This is a genomic window from Mycobacterium sp. E183 (assembly GCF_001667735.1).
Lineage (GTDB): Bacteria > Actinomycetota > Actinomycetes > Mycobacteriales > Mycobacteriaceae > Mycobacterium.
Genome location: NZ_LZJN01000146.1, coordinates 20,089 through 36,252, shown reverse-complemented (window position 1 = coordinate 36,252; position 16,164 = coordinate 20,089). Strand labels below are relative to the sequence as shown.

The 16,164-nt window shown below is 69.9% G+C and carries 12 protein-coding genes and 1 pseudogene; 9 read left to right on the top strand and 4 right to left on the bottom strand.

Annotated features, from left to right (window positions below; genetic code table 11):
- Both A5691_RS16790 and A5691_RS16785 read right to left on the bottom strand, forming a co-directional pair.
- Positions 1 to 502 (bottom strand): annotated as a pseudogene (locus tag A5691_RS16790) (hypothetical protein); the annotation flags it as partial.
- Positions 503 to 594: 92 nt separating this feature from the next.
- Positions 595 to 1,266, bottom strand: a complete 672-nt coding sequence (locus tag A5691_RS16785) for a hypothetical protein (RefSeq protein WP_067755823.1) — start codon at positions 1,264 to 1,266, stop codon at positions 595 to 597.
- Between the two features lie 190 nt (positions 1,267 to 1,456).
- Here A5691_RS16785 and A5691_RS16780 point away from each other — a divergent pair, with 190 nt between their 5' ends.
- Positions 1,457 to 2,701 (top strand): mannosyltransferase, encoded by a 1,245-nt coding sequence (locus A5691_RS16780; RefSeq protein ID WP_067755820.1) that lies wholly within the window; start codon positions 1,457 to 1,459, stop codon positions 2,699 to 2,701.
- Here the strand turns inward: A5691_RS16780 and A5691_RS16775 are convergent.
- Complete coding sequence (locus tag A5691_RS16775; protein WP_067755816.1) at positions 2,698 to 2,982, bottom strand: 4a-hydroxytetrahydrobiopterin dehydratase; 285 nt, start codon at positions 2,980 to 2,982, stop codon at positions 2,698 to 2,700. The two genes, A5691_RS16780 and A5691_RS16775, sit on opposite strands and share 4 nt — an antisense overlap.
- A gap of 24 nt (positions 2,983 to 3,006) precedes the next feature.
- Here A5691_RS16775 and A5691_RS16770 point away from each other — a divergent pair, with 24 nt between their 5' ends.
- From A5691_RS16770 to A5691_RS16740, 7 genes are all read left to right on the top strand, one after another.
- On the top strand, positions 3,007 to 3,411 hold the full coding sequence (locus A5691_RS16770) for a (deoxy)nucleoside triphosphate pyrophosphohydrolase (RefSeq protein ID WP_067755813.1): 405 nt from the start codon (positions 3,007 to 3,009) through the stop codon (positions 3,409 to 3,411).
- 407 nt (positions 3,412 to 3,818) lie between these two features.
- A complete protein-coding gene (locus tag A5691_RS16765) occupies positions 3,819 to 7,502 on the top strand; it encodes a nitrate reductase subunit alpha (RefSeq protein ID WP_067755970.1) in 3,684 nt (1,227 codons plus the stop codon).
- Between the two features lie 36 nt (positions 7,503 to 7,538).
- Entirely contained in the window at positions 7,539 to 9,155 is a 1,617-nt protein-coding gene (narH, locus tag A5691_RS16760; protein WP_068016586.1) for a nitrate reductase subunit beta, read from the top strand.
- Complete coding sequence (gene narJ, locus A5691_RS16755; protein ID WP_067782510.1) at positions 9,152 to 9,817, top strand: nitrate reductase molybdenum cofactor assembly chaperone; 666 nt, start codon at positions 9,152 to 9,154, stop codon at positions 9,815 to 9,817. Before narH ends, narJ begins: the two co-directional genes overlap by 4 nt.
- On the top strand, positions 9,810 to 10,541 hold the full coding sequence (gene narI / locus A5691_RS16750; protein ID WP_067755804.1) for a respiratory nitrate reductase subunit gamma: 732 nt from the start codon (positions 9,810 to 9,812) through the stop codon (positions 10,539 to 10,541). The genes narJ and narI overlap by 8 nt, the downstream gene beginning before the upstream one ends.
- A 159-nt stretch (positions 10,542 to 10,700) precedes the next feature.
- Positions 10,701 to 12,590 carry a translational GTPase TypA gene (typA, locus tag A5691_RS16745; protein WP_067755801.1) on the top strand — a complete coding sequence of 630 codons (1,890 nt, stop codon included), beginning with the start codon at positions 10,701 to 10,703 and terminating at the stop codon, positions 12,588 to 12,590.
- A 45-nt stretch (positions 12,591 to 12,635) separates the two neighbouring features.
- Entirely contained in the window at positions 12,636 to 14,534 is a 1,899-nt protein-coding gene (locus A5691_RS16740; RefSeq protein ID WP_197694400.1) for an ABC transporter family substrate-binding protein, read from the top strand.
- 9 nt (positions 14,535 to 14,543) lie between these two features.
- Here A5691_RS16740 and A5691_RS16735 read toward each other — a convergent pair whose 3' ends face one another.
- On the bottom strand, positions 14,544 to 15,149 hold the full coding sequence (locus A5691_RS16735) for a TetR/AcrR family transcriptional regulator (RefSeq protein WP_067755794.1): 606 nt from the start codon (positions 15,147 to 15,149) through the stop codon (positions 14,544 to 14,546).
- 79 nt (positions 15,150 to 15,228) lie between these two features.
- On the opposite strand from A5691_RS16735, the gene mshB reads away from it, so the two are divergent.
- On the top strand, positions 15,229 to 16,131 hold the full coding sequence (mshB, locus tag A5691_RS16730) for an N-acetyl-1-D-myo-inositol-2-amino-2-deoxy-alpha-D-glucopyranoside deacetylase (RefSeq protein ID WP_067780057.1): 903 nt from the start codon (positions 15,229 to 15,231) through the stop codon (positions 16,129 to 16,131).
- Positions 16,132 to 16,164 lie beyond the last annotated feature (33 nt).

Sequence of the window (16,164 nt, the reverse complement as noted above, 5' to 3'; positions counted from 1 at the left end):
GTCCCCAGGCGCACCTGCCGGCCGGGATCGACCCGGCCCACGCGGCCGGCCCCGGCCCGGTGGCCGCACCACCGGCCTCCACGCCCGCCGGTGGGGCCGCGGCCGGCCCGGGACCCGCCGCGTGCGCGGGATCGATGCCGGTCGGCAGGTGCGACTGCGCGCCCGGTTCGACGCCCGCGGCGGGCACGTGTGGCACCGGTGCGCCGTCGGGCAGCGCCGCGCCGGGCTCGGCCGGCGCGCCCGGCATCGCCAGGAACTGGTTCACCGACTGGGCCACGTTGCGGGACTCGCCGGGCGCGCTTTGGTTGTGGCTGAAGGCCTGCGCCGCGGCCATGAGCAGCTGGGTGGCCTGCCCGGGGTTGGTGGCGGCCTGCTGAATGATCGGGCTCAGCTGCGACAGCGCGGGCAGGCCCGGGAGTTCTTGGGTCGAATTCGGTTGCGGTGTCGCCGGGTCGGCTGCCGCGCTCGGGCAGAACCCGAACGCGGCAGCCGATGCCGTCACGACAGCGGCCAATCCTTTGGACAGATTCCAAGTGGTCGCCACGGTGTGTCCTCCGGTCAGTAGGGGGTTGGCGTTGCTGTCTGGCTAATTACTCAGGGCAGCCCGGCGAGCAGCGGGGCAACCGGGTTGGCCCCGGTGGCCGGCGCGGCCGGCGCCGCCGGCGCGGCCGGCGCCGCGGGAGCGCCGGCGAGCGCCGGCAGGTCCTGCGGCAGGGTCATCTGCGCGGGCAGGTTGACCGGCATGTTGGGCAGGAACGCCGGCATGTCGACCTTCGCCTGCGGAATCTGCGGGGTCGGCGGGGTGGCGGGGGCGGCCGGCGTCGACAGCCCCGGGATGGCCGGCAGTCCGGGAATGGACGACGTGGCCGGGGCGGCGGGCGCCGCGGGTGCCGGCTGCGTCAGGCCGGGGATCAGCCCCTGCAGGCCCTGCGCCGCCGACGGGGCGGAAGGCGTCGGTGCCTGCGCCAGTCCGGGGATCGACGGGATCGCCGCGTTGGTCGCCGGTGACGGCGCGGCGGCCGACGGGACACCCGGGAAGGTGATGCCCGGGGCGGCCGGCGCGGCCGGCGGGGTCGCGCCGAGCGCGGTGGCGAGGTTCTGCAGGATTTGGGGCGCGTTGGCCGCCGAACTGATCAGCTGCTGCGGAATGTTCGGGATCGGCGGAGCCGGCACGGGGTCGGCGTGGGCGATACCGCCCGTGAGTAGGGCTGCGGACGAACCGACTACGACGGCGGCTGCACGCAAGTAAGTCCAGATGGTTGGCATGACTCTCCCTGGTTGTGGATTACGGGGTCCAGCGCCGAAGTTACGTTGATACTGGTGGGACTCAAGTGACACGTGTGGCATTTATTTGATCGTTATTGATACGAGTGACGGCGGTGACCGAACGCCCGCCGACCAGGCCGTTGGGCGCGACGGCGTCCGCTCGGGCCGCCGCGATCGCTAAAGTCGGCTCATCGACACCACCTCGGCCGCCCCGGCGGCATCGGATCGCCGGCGGTTCGCGAGTCTGCTGCGGGCGGCCGCACCGGCCCTGCTGCTCGCCAGCGTCACCGCGCGGCTCGCCTGGACCTACCTGGCGCCGCACGGCGCCAACTTCGTCGACCTGCACGTCTACCTCGGCGGGGCCGCGGCCATCGACCACCCCGGCACGCTGTACAGCTACGTCTACGCCGACCAGACGCCGGACTTCCCGCTGCCGTTCACCTATCCGCCCTTCGCCGCGGTCGTGTTCTACCCGCTGAGCCTGTTGCCGTTCGGCCTGGTCGCCCTCGCGTGGCAGATCGCGACCATGGCCGCGTTGTACGGCGCGATCCGGATCAGCCAGCGCCTGATCGGCGTGGCGCCCGGCGCCGACGGTCGCCGCCTGGCCATGGCGTGGACGGCGATCACCATCTGGATCGAGCCGCTGCGCAGCACCTTCGACTACGGGCAGGTCAACGTGTTGCTGATGCTCTTGGTGCTGTGGGCGGTGTTGACGACGCGGTGGTGGCTGTCGGGGCTGCTGGTCGGCGTGGCGGCCGGCATCAAGCTGACGCCCGCGATCTCGGGCGTCTACCTGGTCGGGGTGCGGCGGTGGGCCGCGGCGGCCTTCTCCGCCGTGGTCTTCCTCGCCACCGTCGGCGTGTCGGCGATTGTGGTCGGCGATCAGACCGCCTACTACTTCACGAAGCTGCTGGGCGATGCGCAACGAGTGGGGCCCGTCGCCACCTCCTTCAACCAGTCCTGGCGCGGCGGCATCTCCCGGATCCTGGGTCACGACGCCGGCTTCGGCCCGCCGGTGTTGATCGCCATCGGCGCGACCGCGGTGGCGGCCGTGCTGGCCTGGCGGGCGCTGGACCCGGCCGACCGGCTGGGCAAGTTACTGGTGGTCGAGCTGTTCGGGCTGCTGCTGTCGCCGATCTCCTGGACCCACCACTGGGTGTGGCTGGTGCCGCTGATGATCTGGGCGATTCACGGGCCACCCCGCGAGCGCCCCGGCGCGCGGATCGTGGGCTGGGGCTGGCTGGCGCTCACCATCGTCGGCGTGCCGTGGCTGCTGAGCTTCGCGCAGCCGACCATCTGGCAGATCAGCCGGCCCTGGTACCTGGCCTGGGCCGGCCTCGTCTACATCGTGGCGGCCGTGGCGACCTTGGTCTGGATCGCCGCCACCGGCGCGCGCCGCACCGGCGAGATGGCCGGCGCCGAGTCCAAGGACTAGCCGCCGACGATCCCGTCGATGTCGTGCGCCATGGCGACGTCCTTCTCGGTGATGCCGCCCTCGGAATGCGTCACCAGGGCGAAAGTCACCGTTCGCCAACGAATATCGATATCCGGGTGATGATCCTTGCTCTCCGCGTGCTCGCCCACCCGGCGCACCGCGTCGATGCCGGCGAGAAAGCTCGGAAACTTGATCGACCGGCGCAGCGCACCGTCGGCGCGCTCCCATCCGTTGAGATCGGGCAGTGCGGCGTCCACCTGCTCATCCGTTAACACAGCCATATTTCGACCGTATACCGTCTGGCCATGCCGACCCAGATCGTCGTCGCGGGCGCGGTCATCCGCCGCGCCACGGTGCTGGTGGCGCAACGCCTCCGGCCGCCCGAGCTGGCCGGCCGCTGGGAACTGCCCGGCGGTAAGGTCGCACCGGGTGAAACGGAGCGGGATGCGCTGGCCCGCGAGCTGGCCGAGGAGCTGGGCCTCGAGGTCGGCGACGTCGAGGTGGGGGGCCGGCTGGGCGACGACATCGCGCTGGAGGGCATGACCCTGCGGGCGTACCGCGTGGGATTGCTCAGCGGAGAGCCGCATGCGCGTGACCATGGGGCGGTGCGCTGGGTGACCGCGGACGAGCTGCCCGATGTCGACTGGGTGCCCGCCGACCGCGGCTGGGTCGCTGACCTGGTGCGGGCGCTGTCCGCAGCGGCCTCATAACAAGCCCACAGCTGTTCCGCAGCCGACGCCCAGCCTCGTAGAAGGTCGCGAGGGTGAACTTGAGATATAAACCCAACGTGTACTTGTAAGAACTACTTGACCTGGAAGCGTGTACCGGAAGCGATCCCACGTCTGTACGGCGCGGTGACAGGGTCCCGGCCGGATGTCTCTAAGTCGCTAAAACCCATGTTGACCAATCGATTTCGATATCGGGCCGCCCGTCGCGGAGGTGTTGGGCGCGTTCTCCGCGCCCCGCGCCGGTGCGCGATCGTTCCCCAGGCCAAAGGCCGTCGGCCATGGTTCGTGCCGGCCGATGAATCGATGGGCCGATGCCCGGTACGACGCACCCGGGCCGAAACGCCGGCCGGCCCGGCACGCGCGGCGCTACGGAGTGGAAGGGATACCTGTTGACTGTCACACCACACGTCGGTGGAGCGCTCGAGGAGTTGCTGGAGCGCAGCGGGCGGTTCTTCACCCCCGGTGAATTCTCGGCCGACCTGCGCACCGTGACGCGCAAGGGCGGCCGCGAGGCCGACGTGTTCTACCGCGACAGGTGGAGCCACGACAAGGTGGTGCGCTCCACCCACGGGGTCAACTGCACCGGTTCCTGCTCCTGGAAGATCTACGTCAAGGACGGGATCATCACCTGGGAGACCCAGCAGACCGACTATCCCTCGGTGGGCCCGGACCGGCCGGAATACGAGCCGCGCGGGTGTCCCCGCGGCGCGTCGTTCTCCTGGTACAGCTACTCGCCCACCCGGGTGCGCTACCCCTACGCGCGGGGCGTGCTGGTCGAGATGTACCGGGAAGCCAAGGCGCGACTGGGCGATCCGGTATTGGCCTGGGCCGACATTCAGGCCGACCCCGAGCGCCGTCGCCGCTATCAGCGCGCCCGTGGCAAAGGGGGACTGGTCCGGGTCACCTGGGCCGAGGCCACCGAGTTGATCGCCGCCGCCCACGTGCACACCATCAAGACCTACGGGCCCGACCGCGTCGCGGGATTTTCGCCCATCCCGGCGATGTCGATGGTGTCCTACGCGGCCGGGTCGCGGTTCTTCGAGCTGATCGGCGCCCCCATGACGTCGTTTTATGACTGGTACGCCGACCTTCCGGTCGCGTCGCCGCAGGTGTTCGGCGATCAGACCGACGTGCCCGAGTCCGGCGACTGGTGGGACGCAGCGTATTTGATGATGTGGGGCTCCAACGTCCCGATCACCCGGACCCCCGACGCGCACTGGATGGCCGAGGCGCGCTACCGCGGCACCAAGGTGGTGACCGTCAGCCCCGACTACGCCGACAACACCAAGTTCGCCGACGAGTGGATGCCGTGCGCCGCCGGCACCGACGGGGCGCTGGCGATGGCGATGGGCCACGTCATTCTGACGGAATGTTATGTGCGGAAAGAGGTTCCGTTCTTCACCGACTTCGCGCGCCGCTACACCGATCTGCCGTTCCTGATCAAGCTGGAATCCCGCGGCGACATGCTGGTGCCGGGAAAGAACCTCACGGCGGCGGACCTGGGCAGGGGCGTCGAGAACGCGGCGCTCAAACCGGCGGTGCTGGACGAGGCCACCGATTCGGTGGTGGTGCCCCACGGCTCGCTGGGATTCCGCTACGGCGAGGACGGTGTCGGCAAGTGGAACCTCGACCTCGGCGGCCTGATGCCGGCGCTCAGCGTGCGAAACGCGCACGGCGACACCGCGCTGGTGCACCTGGCCAGCTTCGACACGCTCAACGGTGAAGGCGCCACGGTGGCGCGCGGCGTCCCGGTGCGCCGCGTCGGCAAGCACCTGGTGTGCACCGTTTTCGACCTGATGCTGGCCCAGTACGGGGTGGCCCGACCGGGATTGCCCGGCGACTGGCCCACCGGTTACGACGACCCGACCCAGCAGAACACCCCCGCCTGGCAGGAGGGAATCACCGGTGTCTCGGCCGCGCAGGCCATCCGCGTCGCCAAGGAATTCGCCCGCAGCGCAGAGGAATCCGGCGGCCGGTCGATGATCATCATGGGCAGCGGGATCTGTCAGTGGTTTCACGGTGACGCCATCTACCGGGCGGTGCTCGCGCTGCTGATGCTCACCGGCTCGATGGGGCGCAACGGCGGGGGCTGGGCCCATTACGTCGGACAGGAAAAGGTGCGTCCGCTCACCGGTTTTCAGACCATGGCGATGGCCACGGACTGGGTGCGTCCGCCGCGGCAGGTGCCGGGAGCCTCCTATTGGTACGCGCATACCGACCAGTGGCGCTACGACGGTTACGCGGCCGACAAGTTGGCCAGCCCGCTTGGCCGCGGCCGGTTCGCGGGCAAGCACACGATGGACCTGCTGGCCTCCGCGACGGCGATGGGCTGGAGCCCGTTCTATCCGCAGTTCGACCGCTCCAGCCTGGACGTCGCCGACGAGGCGCGCGCCGCCGGTCGCGACGTCGCCGACTACGTCGCCGAGCAGCTCCGCGACCGCAAACTCAAGCTGTCCGTCACCGATCCCGACAACCCGGTCAACTGGCCCCGGGTGCTTACGGTGTGGCGGGCCAACCTGATCGGATCGTCGGGCAAGGGCGGCGAATACTTCCTGCGTCACCTGCTGGGCACCGATTCCAACGTGCAGGCCGAGCCGCCGGCCGACGGGATATCGCCCGTCGACGTGGTGTGCGAGGGGGACATCCCCGAGGGCAAGCTCGACCTGATGATGTCGATCGACTTCCGGATGACCTCGACGACGCTGGTCTCGGACGTCGTGCTGCCCGCGGCGACGTGGTACGAAAAGGCCGACATCTCCAGCACGGACATGCACCCCTACGTGCACGCGTTCAGCGCGGCGACCGATCCGCCGTGGGAAACCCGTTCGGACTTCGACGCTTTCGGCGCGATCGCGCGCGCCTTCAGCGCGCTGGCCAAGCGGCACCTGGGCACCCGGGGCGACGTGGTCCTCACCGCGCTGCAGCACGACACCCCCGACGCGATGGCCTATCCCGACGGCACGGAGGAGGACTGGTTGCACACCGGCGCGACGCCGGTGCCCGGACGCAGCATGGCCCGGCTCACCGTGGTGGAACGCGATTACGGCGCCGTCTACGACAAGTGGCAGACCCTGGGACCGCTCGTCGAGACCTTCGGGGTGACCACCAAGGGCATCACGGTGCATCCGTTCCGGGAGGTCGAGGAGTTGTCCGCCAAGTTCGGCGTGATGAATTCCGGTGCGGGAGCGGGCCGCCCGGCCATCACCACCGCGGCGCGGATGGCCGACGTGCTGCTGCTGTTGTCCGGCACGACCAATGGCCGGCTCGCCGTCGAGGGCTTCCGCGAGCTGGAAAAGCGGACGGGTCAGCGGCTCGCGCATCTGGCCGAGGGCAGTGAGGAGCGCCGCATCTGCTACGCCGACACGCAGGCGCGTCCGGTGCCGGTGATCACCAGCCCGGAATGGTCGGGCAGCGAAACCGGCGGGCGCCGCTACGCGCCGTTCACCATCAACATCGAAAACCTCAAGCCGTTCCACACGCTGACCGGCCGAATGCATTTCTACCTGGCCCACGACTGGGTCGAGGAACTCGGCGAGCACCTGCCGGTGTTCCGCCCGCCGCTCGACATGACGCGGCTGTTCGGCCAGCCCGAGCTCGGCCCCACCCCGGACGGGATCGGGCTCACCGTGCGGTATTTGACCCCGCACTCGAAGTGGTCCTTCCACTCCACCTACCAGGACAACCTGTACATGCTCTCGTTGTCCCGCGGCGGACCGACGATGTGGATGAGCCCCGGCGACGCGGCCAAACTTGAAGTGCGGGACAATGATTGGGTCGAAGCGGTCAACGCCAACGGCATCTACGTCTGCCGCGCCATCGTCAGCCACCGCATGCCCGACGGCGTGGTGTTCGTCTACCACGTGCAGGAGCGCACGGTCGACACGCCCCGCACCGAAACCAACAACAAGCGCGGTGGCAACCACAACGCGCTGACCCGCGTCCGCATCAAGCCCAGCCACCTCGCCGGGGGCTACGGCCAGCACGCGTTCGCCTTCAACTACATGGGGCCGACCGGCAACCAGCGTGACGAGGTCACCGTGGTACGTCGCCGCAGCCAGGAGGTGACGTACTGACATGAAACGTCCGAGCGAAGCTTGCGGAGCGAGACAATGAAAGTAATGGCGCAACTGGCGATGGTGATGAACCTCGACAAGTGCATCGGCTGCCACACCTGCTCGGTCACCTGCAAGCAGGCATGGACCAACCGGTCCGGCACCGAATACGTGTGGTTCAACAACGTCGAAACCCGTCCGGGACAGGGCTATCCGCGCACCTACGAGGATCAGGAGCGGTGGCGGGGCGGCTGGATACGCGACAAGAAGGGGCGGCTGCGGTTGCGTGACGGCGGCCGCATCCAGAAGCTGTTGCGCATCTTCGCCAACCCCAGGCTGCCGGTCATCGACGACTACTACGAGCCATGGACCTACGACTACGAGAACCTGACCACCGCACCCGCGGGCGACACGTTCCCCACGGCCGCACCGAAGAGCCAGATCAGCGGCGAACCGATGAAGATCTCCTGGGGGCCGAACTGGGACGACAACCTGGGTGGCTCGCCGGAGATCCTGGCCGGCGACCCGATCCTGAAGAAGGTCAGCGAGGACGTCAAGCTCGCGCTCGAAGAGACCTTCATGTTCTACCTGCCCCGGATCTGCGAGCACTGTCTCAACCCCTCCTGCGTGGCGTCGTGCCCGTCGGGCGCGATGTACAAGCGCAGCGAAGACGGCATCGTGCTGGTCGACCAGGACCGCTGCCGCGGCTGGCGGATGTGCGTCTCCGGATGTCCTTACAAGAAGGTCTATTTCAACCACAAGACCGGCAAGGCCGAGAAGTGCACCCTGTGCTATCCGCGGATGGAGGTCGGGTTGCCCACCATCTGCTCGGAGACGTGCGTGGGGCGGCTGCGGTATCTGGGCCTGGTGCTCTACGACGTCGACCGGGTGCTTCAGGCGGCGTCGGTGGAGAACGAGACCGACCTATACGAGGCGCAGCGCCGAATCCTGTTGGACCCGAACGACCCCGAGGTGATCGCGGCCGCACGCGCCGAGGGCATCTCGGACGAGTGGATCGAGGCCGCCCAGCGCTCGCCGGTCTACGCGCTGATCAACGACTACCGGGTGGCCCTGCCGCTGCACCCCGAATACCGCACCATGCCGATGGTTTGGTACATCCCGCCGCTGTCCCCGGTGGTCGACGCGGTCAGCCGTGACGGCCACGACGGTGAGGAGCTGGGCAACCTGTTCGGTGCGCTGGACGCGCTGCGCATTCCGATGCAGTACCTGGCCGAGCTGTTCACCGCCGGGGACACCGCCGTGGTGGAGGGCGTGCTGCGGCGGCTGGCGGCGATGCGTTCCTACATGCGCGACATCAACCTCGGCCGCGAAACCCAGCCGCACATACCGCATTCGGTCGGCATGACCGAGAAACAGATCTACGAGATGTACCGGCTGCTGGCCATCGCGAAATACGAAGACCGGTATGTCATTCCGACGGCGTTCAGCCCGCAGGCCCGCGACCTCGAGCAGATGGGCTGCTCGCTGACCGGTGACGGGGGCCCGGGGATGTACGAGTCGGGTGAGCCGGTGCCCGTCGCCGTGGAGACGTTCCATGCGCTCAAGCACCCCCGCGGGGAGGCGGCCGCCAACGGGCGGCCGCGGGTGAACCTGCTGAACTGGGACGGGCGCCAGGCGCCCGCAGGCATGTTTCCCGACGGGCGGCAGCAATGAGGCTGCTGGCCGGGCGCCGCGGGCGCGCCGACATCCTGCAGGACCGACTCGTCTGGCAGGCGGCGTCGCTGCTGCTGGCCTACCCGGACGACGACCTGCCGGGGCGCCTGGACACCGTCGACGAGTTGCTCGGCCACATCACCGGGCCCGCGGCGGCGCTGCTCGGGCAGACGCTCGCCGCGCTGCGGGCCCGCGAGCCGATGGCCGCCGCGATGGATTACGTGGCGACCTTCGACATGCGGCGCCACTGCACGATGTACTTGACGTACTGGACCGCCGGGGACACCCGCAACCGTGGCCGCGAGATGGTCGAGTTCGCCACCGCCTACCGGGAAGCGGGCGTGCGGCCGCCGCGCGCCGAGGCGCCCGACCACCTTCCGGTCGTGCTCGAATTCGCCGCCACCGTCGACCCCGCGGCGGGGCGGCGGCTGCTGACCGAGCACCGCGTTCCGATCGACGTGTTGCGGGGCGCCCTCGCCGGCGCGGAGTCGCCGTACGAGCCGACCGTGGCGGCGGTGTGCGCGACGCTGCCGGCCGCGACCGACTCCGACGTGCGCCGCGCTGAGCGCCTGGCGAAAGCCGGTCCGCCCGCGGAAGCCGTTGGGCTGCAACCCTTTAACTTGACGGTGCCGCCCCGACGCGAAGGAGCGCCAGGTGTTTGACAGCGTACTGTTCTGGGACATCTCGCCCTACGTCACGTTGTCGGTCTTGATCGTCGGCACCTGGTGGCGGTACCGCTACGACAAGTTCGGCTGGACCTCGCGCTCCTCGCAGATCTACGAGTCGAAGTTGTTGCGGGTGGCCAGCCCGATGTTCCACTTCGGCATCCTGGCGGTCTTCGCCGGACACGTGATGGGCCTGTTCATCCCGCCGCGGGTGACGCAGATGCTGAAGATGAGCGACCATGCCTACCACCTGCAGGCCGTGATCGCCGGGTCATTGGCCGGCTTCGCCACGTTGGCCGGAATCGGGCTGTTGATCTACCGGCGGTTCACCCGGCCCGCGGTGACCATGGCCACCACCCGCAGCGACAAGGTGATGTACGTGGTGCTGGTGCTGGCCATCGTGGTGGGCCTGTACTGCGACCTGATCGGCACCGGCCCGCACGGCGGCGAGTTCCACTACCGCTACACGGTCGGCATGTGGTTCCGCCGGATCTGGCTGTTCCAGCCGCACGGTGAGGTGATGATCAACGCCCCGCTGGACTACCAGCTGCACGCCCTGATCGGCATGGTGCTGTTCACGCTGTTGCCGTTCACCCGGCTGGTGCACATCTTCAGCGCGCCGATCGCCTACCTGTTCCGGCCCTACATCGTCTACCGCAGCCGCGACGAGGTGACCAAGGGCGAATTGGTCGGCACGGCCCCGCGCCGGCGGGGCTGGTAGGTGTTCGGGCACCCAGCAATGCGTGTGCGTCCTGGGCTTTCCGTGTGCGTCCAGGCCGGCGACACGCCGTGCCGGGCCGCCCTGGACGCACACCGGGCGACCGGCGGGGCGCACCTGCCAGTTCGCCTTTGACCGCCTCGCGCTGCCACAATCACCGACGTGCCATTCCGTAACGTCGCCATCGTCGCCCACGTCGACCACGGCAAAACGACCCTGGTGGACGCGATGCTGCGGCAGTCGGGCGCCCTGACCCACCGCGGCGACGACACCCAGGAACGCATCATGGACAGCGGTGACCTGGAGAAGGAAAAGGGCATCACCATCCTGGCCAAGAACACCGCGGTGCACCGCCGCAACCCGGACGGGACCGTCACGGTCATCAACGTGATCGACACCCCCGGGCACGCCGACTTCGGTGGTGAGGTGGAGCGCGGCCTGTCCATGGTCGACGGTGTCCTGCTGCTGGTCGACGCGTCGGAGGGGCCGCTGCCGCAGACGCGGTTCGTGCTGCGCAAGGCGCTGGCGGCGCACCTCCCGGTGATCCTCGTCGTCAACAAGACCGACCGGCCCGACGCCCGCATCGCCGAGGTCGTCGACGCCAGCCACGACCTGCTGCTGGACGTCGCGTCCGACCTGGACGACGAAGCCGCCAAGGCCGCCGAGCACGCGCTGGGCCTGCCCACGCTCTACGCCTCCGGCCGCGCGGGCATCGCAAGCACCACCCAGCCGGCCGACGGCGAGGTGCCCGCCGGCGACAACCTGGACCCGCTGTTCGACGTCCTGATGGAGCACATCCCGCCGCCGTCGGGGGACCCCGAGGCGCCGCTGCAGGCGCTGGTCACCAACCTCGACGCGTCCGCCTTCCTCGGCCGGCTCGCCCTCATCCGCATCTACAACGGCAAGCTGCGCAAGGGCCAGCAGGTCGCCTGGATGCGGGAGGTCGACGGCCTGCCCGTGATCACCAGCGCCAAGATCACCGAGCTGCTCGCCACCGAGGGCGTCGAGCGCAGCCCCACCGACGAGGCGATCGCCGGTGACATCGTCGCGGTCGCCGGGCTGCCCGAGATCATGATCGGGGACACCCTGGCCGATCCCGATCACGCCCACGCGCTGCCGCGCATCACCGTCGACGAACCGGCGATCTCGGTGACCATCGGCACCAATACCTCGCCCCTGGCGGGCAAGGTGTCGGGCCACAAGCTGACCGCGCGGATGGTCCGCAACCGCCTGGACACCGAGCTGGTCGGCAACGTGTCGATCCGGGTGGTGGACATCGGCCGGCCGGACGCCTGGGAGGTGCAGGGGCGCGGCGAGCTGGCCCTGGCCGTGCTGGTCGAACAAATGCGACGGGAAGGCTTCGAGCTGACCGTGGGCAAGCCGCAGGTGGTGACGAAGACGATCGACGGCAAGCTGCACGAGCCGTTCGAGGCGATGACGATCGACTGCCCCGAGGAATTCGTCGGCGCCATCACCCAGTTGATGGCCGCCCGCAAGGGCCGCATGGAGGAGATGGCCAACCACGCGGCCGGCTGGGTCCGGATGGACTTCGTCGTGCCCAGCCGCGGCCTGATCGGCTTCCGCACCGACTTCCTCACCATCACCCGCGGCACCGGCATCGCCAACGCGGTGTTCGACGGCTACCGGCCGTGGGCGGGGGAGATCCGGGCCCGCCACACCGGCTCGCTGGTGTCCGATCGGTCCGGAGTCATCACGCCGTTCGCGATGATCCAGCTCGCCGACCGCGGGCAGTTCTTCGTCGAGCCGGGCCAGGACACCTACGAGGGCATGGTCGTCGGAATCAACCCGCGCGCAGAGGATCTCGACATCAACGTCACCAGGGAGAAGAAGCTCACCAACATGCGCTCGTCGACCGCGGACGTGATCGAGACCCTGGCCAAGCCGCTCGAGCTCGACCTGGAGCAGGCCATGGAGTTCTGCGCGCAGGACGAATGCGTCGAGGTGACTCCGGAGATCGTCCGGGTCCGCAAGGTCGAACTGGACGCCACGACCCGGGCCCGCAGCCGGGCGCGGGCCAAGGCCCGGGGTTAATCGCGCGTGCTTGGGCGGGCTGCCGGGCAGCTGCTCGTTACCCTGATCGGCATGCCGAGACGAGTCCGCCGTTTCTTCGTGACGGTCGGCGTGCTCCTCTCGCTGACCGGATTGGCGCTGGCGGCGTGCACGGTCAACCCCCCGCCGGCGCCGCAGAGCACCGACACGCCCCACAACTCGCCACCGCCCCCGCCGCGGCCCACCCAGATCATCATGGGCATCGACTCGATCGGCGCCGGCTTCAACCCGCACCTGCTGTCCGACCTGTCGCCGGTGAACGCGGCGATCAGCGCGCTGGTGCTGCCGAGCGCGTTCCGGCCCGTGCCAGACCCCGCGACGCCCACCGGCTCGCGCTGGGAGATGGACCCGACGCTGCTGGAGTCCGCCGAAGTCACCAACCAGAACCCGTTCACGGTGACCTACAAGATCCGGCCGGAGGCGCAGTGGACCGACAACGCCCCGATCGCCGCCGATGACTTCTGGTACCTGTGGCGGCAGATGGTCAGCCAGCCCGGCGTCGTCGACCCCGCCGGCTACGACCTCATCACCGGCGTGCAGTCGCTGGAGGGCGGCAAGCAGGCGGTGGTCACCTTCGCCCAGCCGTATCCATCATGGAAAGAGCTGTTCAGCAACATCCTTCCGGCGCACATCGTCAAGGACGTGCCGGGCGGGTTCGCGGCCGGGCTGGCCCGGGCGCTCCCGGTGACCGGCGGCCAGTTCCGCGTGGAGAGCATCGATCCGCAGCGCGACGAGATCCTGGTGGCCCGCAACGACCGCTATTGGGGATCACCGGCCAAGCCCGCCGTCATCCTGTTCCGGCGCGCCGGGGCGCCGGCCGCGCTGGCCGATTCGGTGCGCAACGGCGACACCCAGGTGGCCCAGGTGCACGGCGGATCGGCGGCCTTCGCGCAGCTGTCCGCCATCCCCGACGTGCGCACCGCCCGGATCGTGACGCCGCGCGTCATGCAGCTGACGCTGCGCGCCACCGAGCCCAAGCTGTCCGACGCCCAGGTGCGCAAGGCGATCCTCGGGCTGCTCGACGTCGACCTGCTCGCGGCGGTGGGCGCGGGCAGCGACAACACCGTCACGCTGGACCAGGCCCAGATCCGCGCGCCCAGCGATCCCGGCTACGAGCCGACCGCGCCGCCCGCGATGACGACGCCGGCGGCGCTGGCGCTGCTGGAGGGGGCCGGCTACAAGGTCGAGGGCAACGCTTCGGCTTCAGCGGGGTCACCGGCCCCGACGCCGGCGAACACCGGGCCGCCCGAGGTCATCCGCGGCCGGATCAGCAAGGACGGCCAACAGCTGTCGCTGGTCATCGGCGTGGCGGCCAACGACCCGACCTCCGTCGCGGTGGCCAACACCGCCGCCGACCAGTTGCGCAACGTGGGCATCGCCGCCAGCGTGCTGGCGCTGGACCCGGTCACGCTGTATCGCGACGCGCTGAACAACAACCAGGTGGACGCGATCGTCGGCTGGCATCAGGCCGGCGGGAACCTGGCGACGCGGCTGGCCTCGCGGTACGGCTGCCCGGCGCTGCAGGCGACGCAGGTGCCGACATCCACGGGGCCGACCACGAATCCGCCCTCGTCGAGCGCGCCGCCGTCGACCGGGTCAAGCGCCTCCTCCACCACGCCGACCTCGTCCGCGCCCAGCCGGCCGCCGGACCCCAACGCCCTGGTGCAGGCGCCGTCGAACCTCACCGGAATCTGCGACCGCAGCGTCCAGTCGAACATCGACGCCGCGCTCAACGGCACCAAGAACATCAACGACGTGATCACCGCGGTCGAGCCGCGGTTGTGGAACATGTCCACGGTGTTGCCGATCCTGCAGGACACCACGATCGTCGCCGCCGGCCCGAGCGTGCAGAACGTCAGCCTGACGGGAGCGGTGCCGGTCGGCATCGTCGGCGACGCCGGCCAATGGATCAAGACCGGGCCCTGATCGGCCCGTTCAGTCCCGTCTGGTCCGCGGCGGGATCACGGTATCGACGATCAGCGCCAGCTCCCTGCGGTTGGGCGGCGATCCGGTCAGCAGGAAGTGCTGGTTGATCAGAGCCGGGCCGATGCGCGCGGTGAGCGGGGTGGTCATCTCCGGATCGAGGTCGCCCTCCGCGACGGCGGCCTGCAGGATCGATTCGATGATCTGCAGGCGGGGAGCCACCACCGCGTCGGCGAAGATGGCCCGCATCTCGGGCTCGTGCAGCAGCTGGTTGACGGTGGCCATGCCGGGGAACGCGGTCTTGCCGGCGCAGACGTCGCGGTGCGCGGTGAAGACCGTCAGCAGGTTGTCCCGGGCCGACCGGCCGGCCCGCGCCTCGGGCAACGGCGGCAACGTATGGACCAGGGCGGCGTGCACCAGCTCGCACTTGGTGGTCCAGCGCCGGTACAGGGCGGCCTTTCCGGTGTGGGCGCGCGCCGCGATGCCCTCCATCGTCAACCCCCCGTACCCGACTTCGGCCAGCTCGGCCAGAGTGGCCTCGTACAGCGCGCGTTCGAGGACCTCGCCCCGTCGGCGGCTCCTGCCGCCGGCCGGGGCGGTCTTGGTGAGCTGCGGCATCCCTCGATAGTAGCCGCACGCGTTCCTATCGGCTGCGACGAGACCGCTACCGCCGGCCGGGGACGGGTAGGGTGCGTCCATGCCTGAGACTCCACGGCTGCTGTTCGTCCACGCGCATCCCGATGACGAGAGCCTCAGCAACGGCGCCACCATCGCCCACTACACCGCCCGCGGGGCGGACGTGCGCGTCGTCACCTGCACGCTCGGCGAGGAGGGCGAGGTCATCGGCGAGCGGTGGGCCGAGTTGGCCGTCGATCGCGCGGATCAGTTGGGCGGCTTCCGGATCGGCGAGCTCACCGCCGCGCTGCGTGAGCTGGGCGTCGGCGAACCGCACTACCTGGGCGGCGCCGGACGCTGGCGCGACTCGGGCATGCGGGGCACGCCCGGCCGGCGGCGCCAGCGGTTCATCGACGCCGACGAACGGGAGGCCGTCGGCGCGCTGGTCGCCATCATTCGCGAATACCGGCCGCACGTGGTGGTGACCTACGACCCGGGCGGCGGTTACGGCCACCCCGATCACGTCCACACTCACACCGTCACGACGCGCGCCGTCGCCGCCGCGGGCTCCGACGACTTCCCCGGCGAGCCGTGGACCGTGCCGAAGTTCTACTGGTCGGTGCTCGCCACCGACGCCTTCGTGGCGGGTATGCGCGCGCTCGAACCCGAGGATCTGCGGCCCGGGTGGACCATCCCCCCGGAGGAGGAGTTCGGCTTCGGGTACGCGGACGCCGACATCGACGCCGTCGTCGAGCCCGCCGTTGCGGCGTGGGCGGCGAAGCGGGCCGCGCTGGCCGCGCATGCCACCCAGGTGATCGTCGGGCCGACGGGCCGGGCCTGCGCCCTGTCGAACAACATGGCGCTGCCGATCATGGCGGACGAACACTACGTGCTGGTCGCCGGCACGGCGGGGGAGCGCGACGAGCGCGGCTGGGAGACGGACCTGCTCGCCGGGCTTGATTTCGGCGCGGTCGTCACGCGGTAGGCTTGCCAATCAGGCAGCCACGGAAGGATTTCG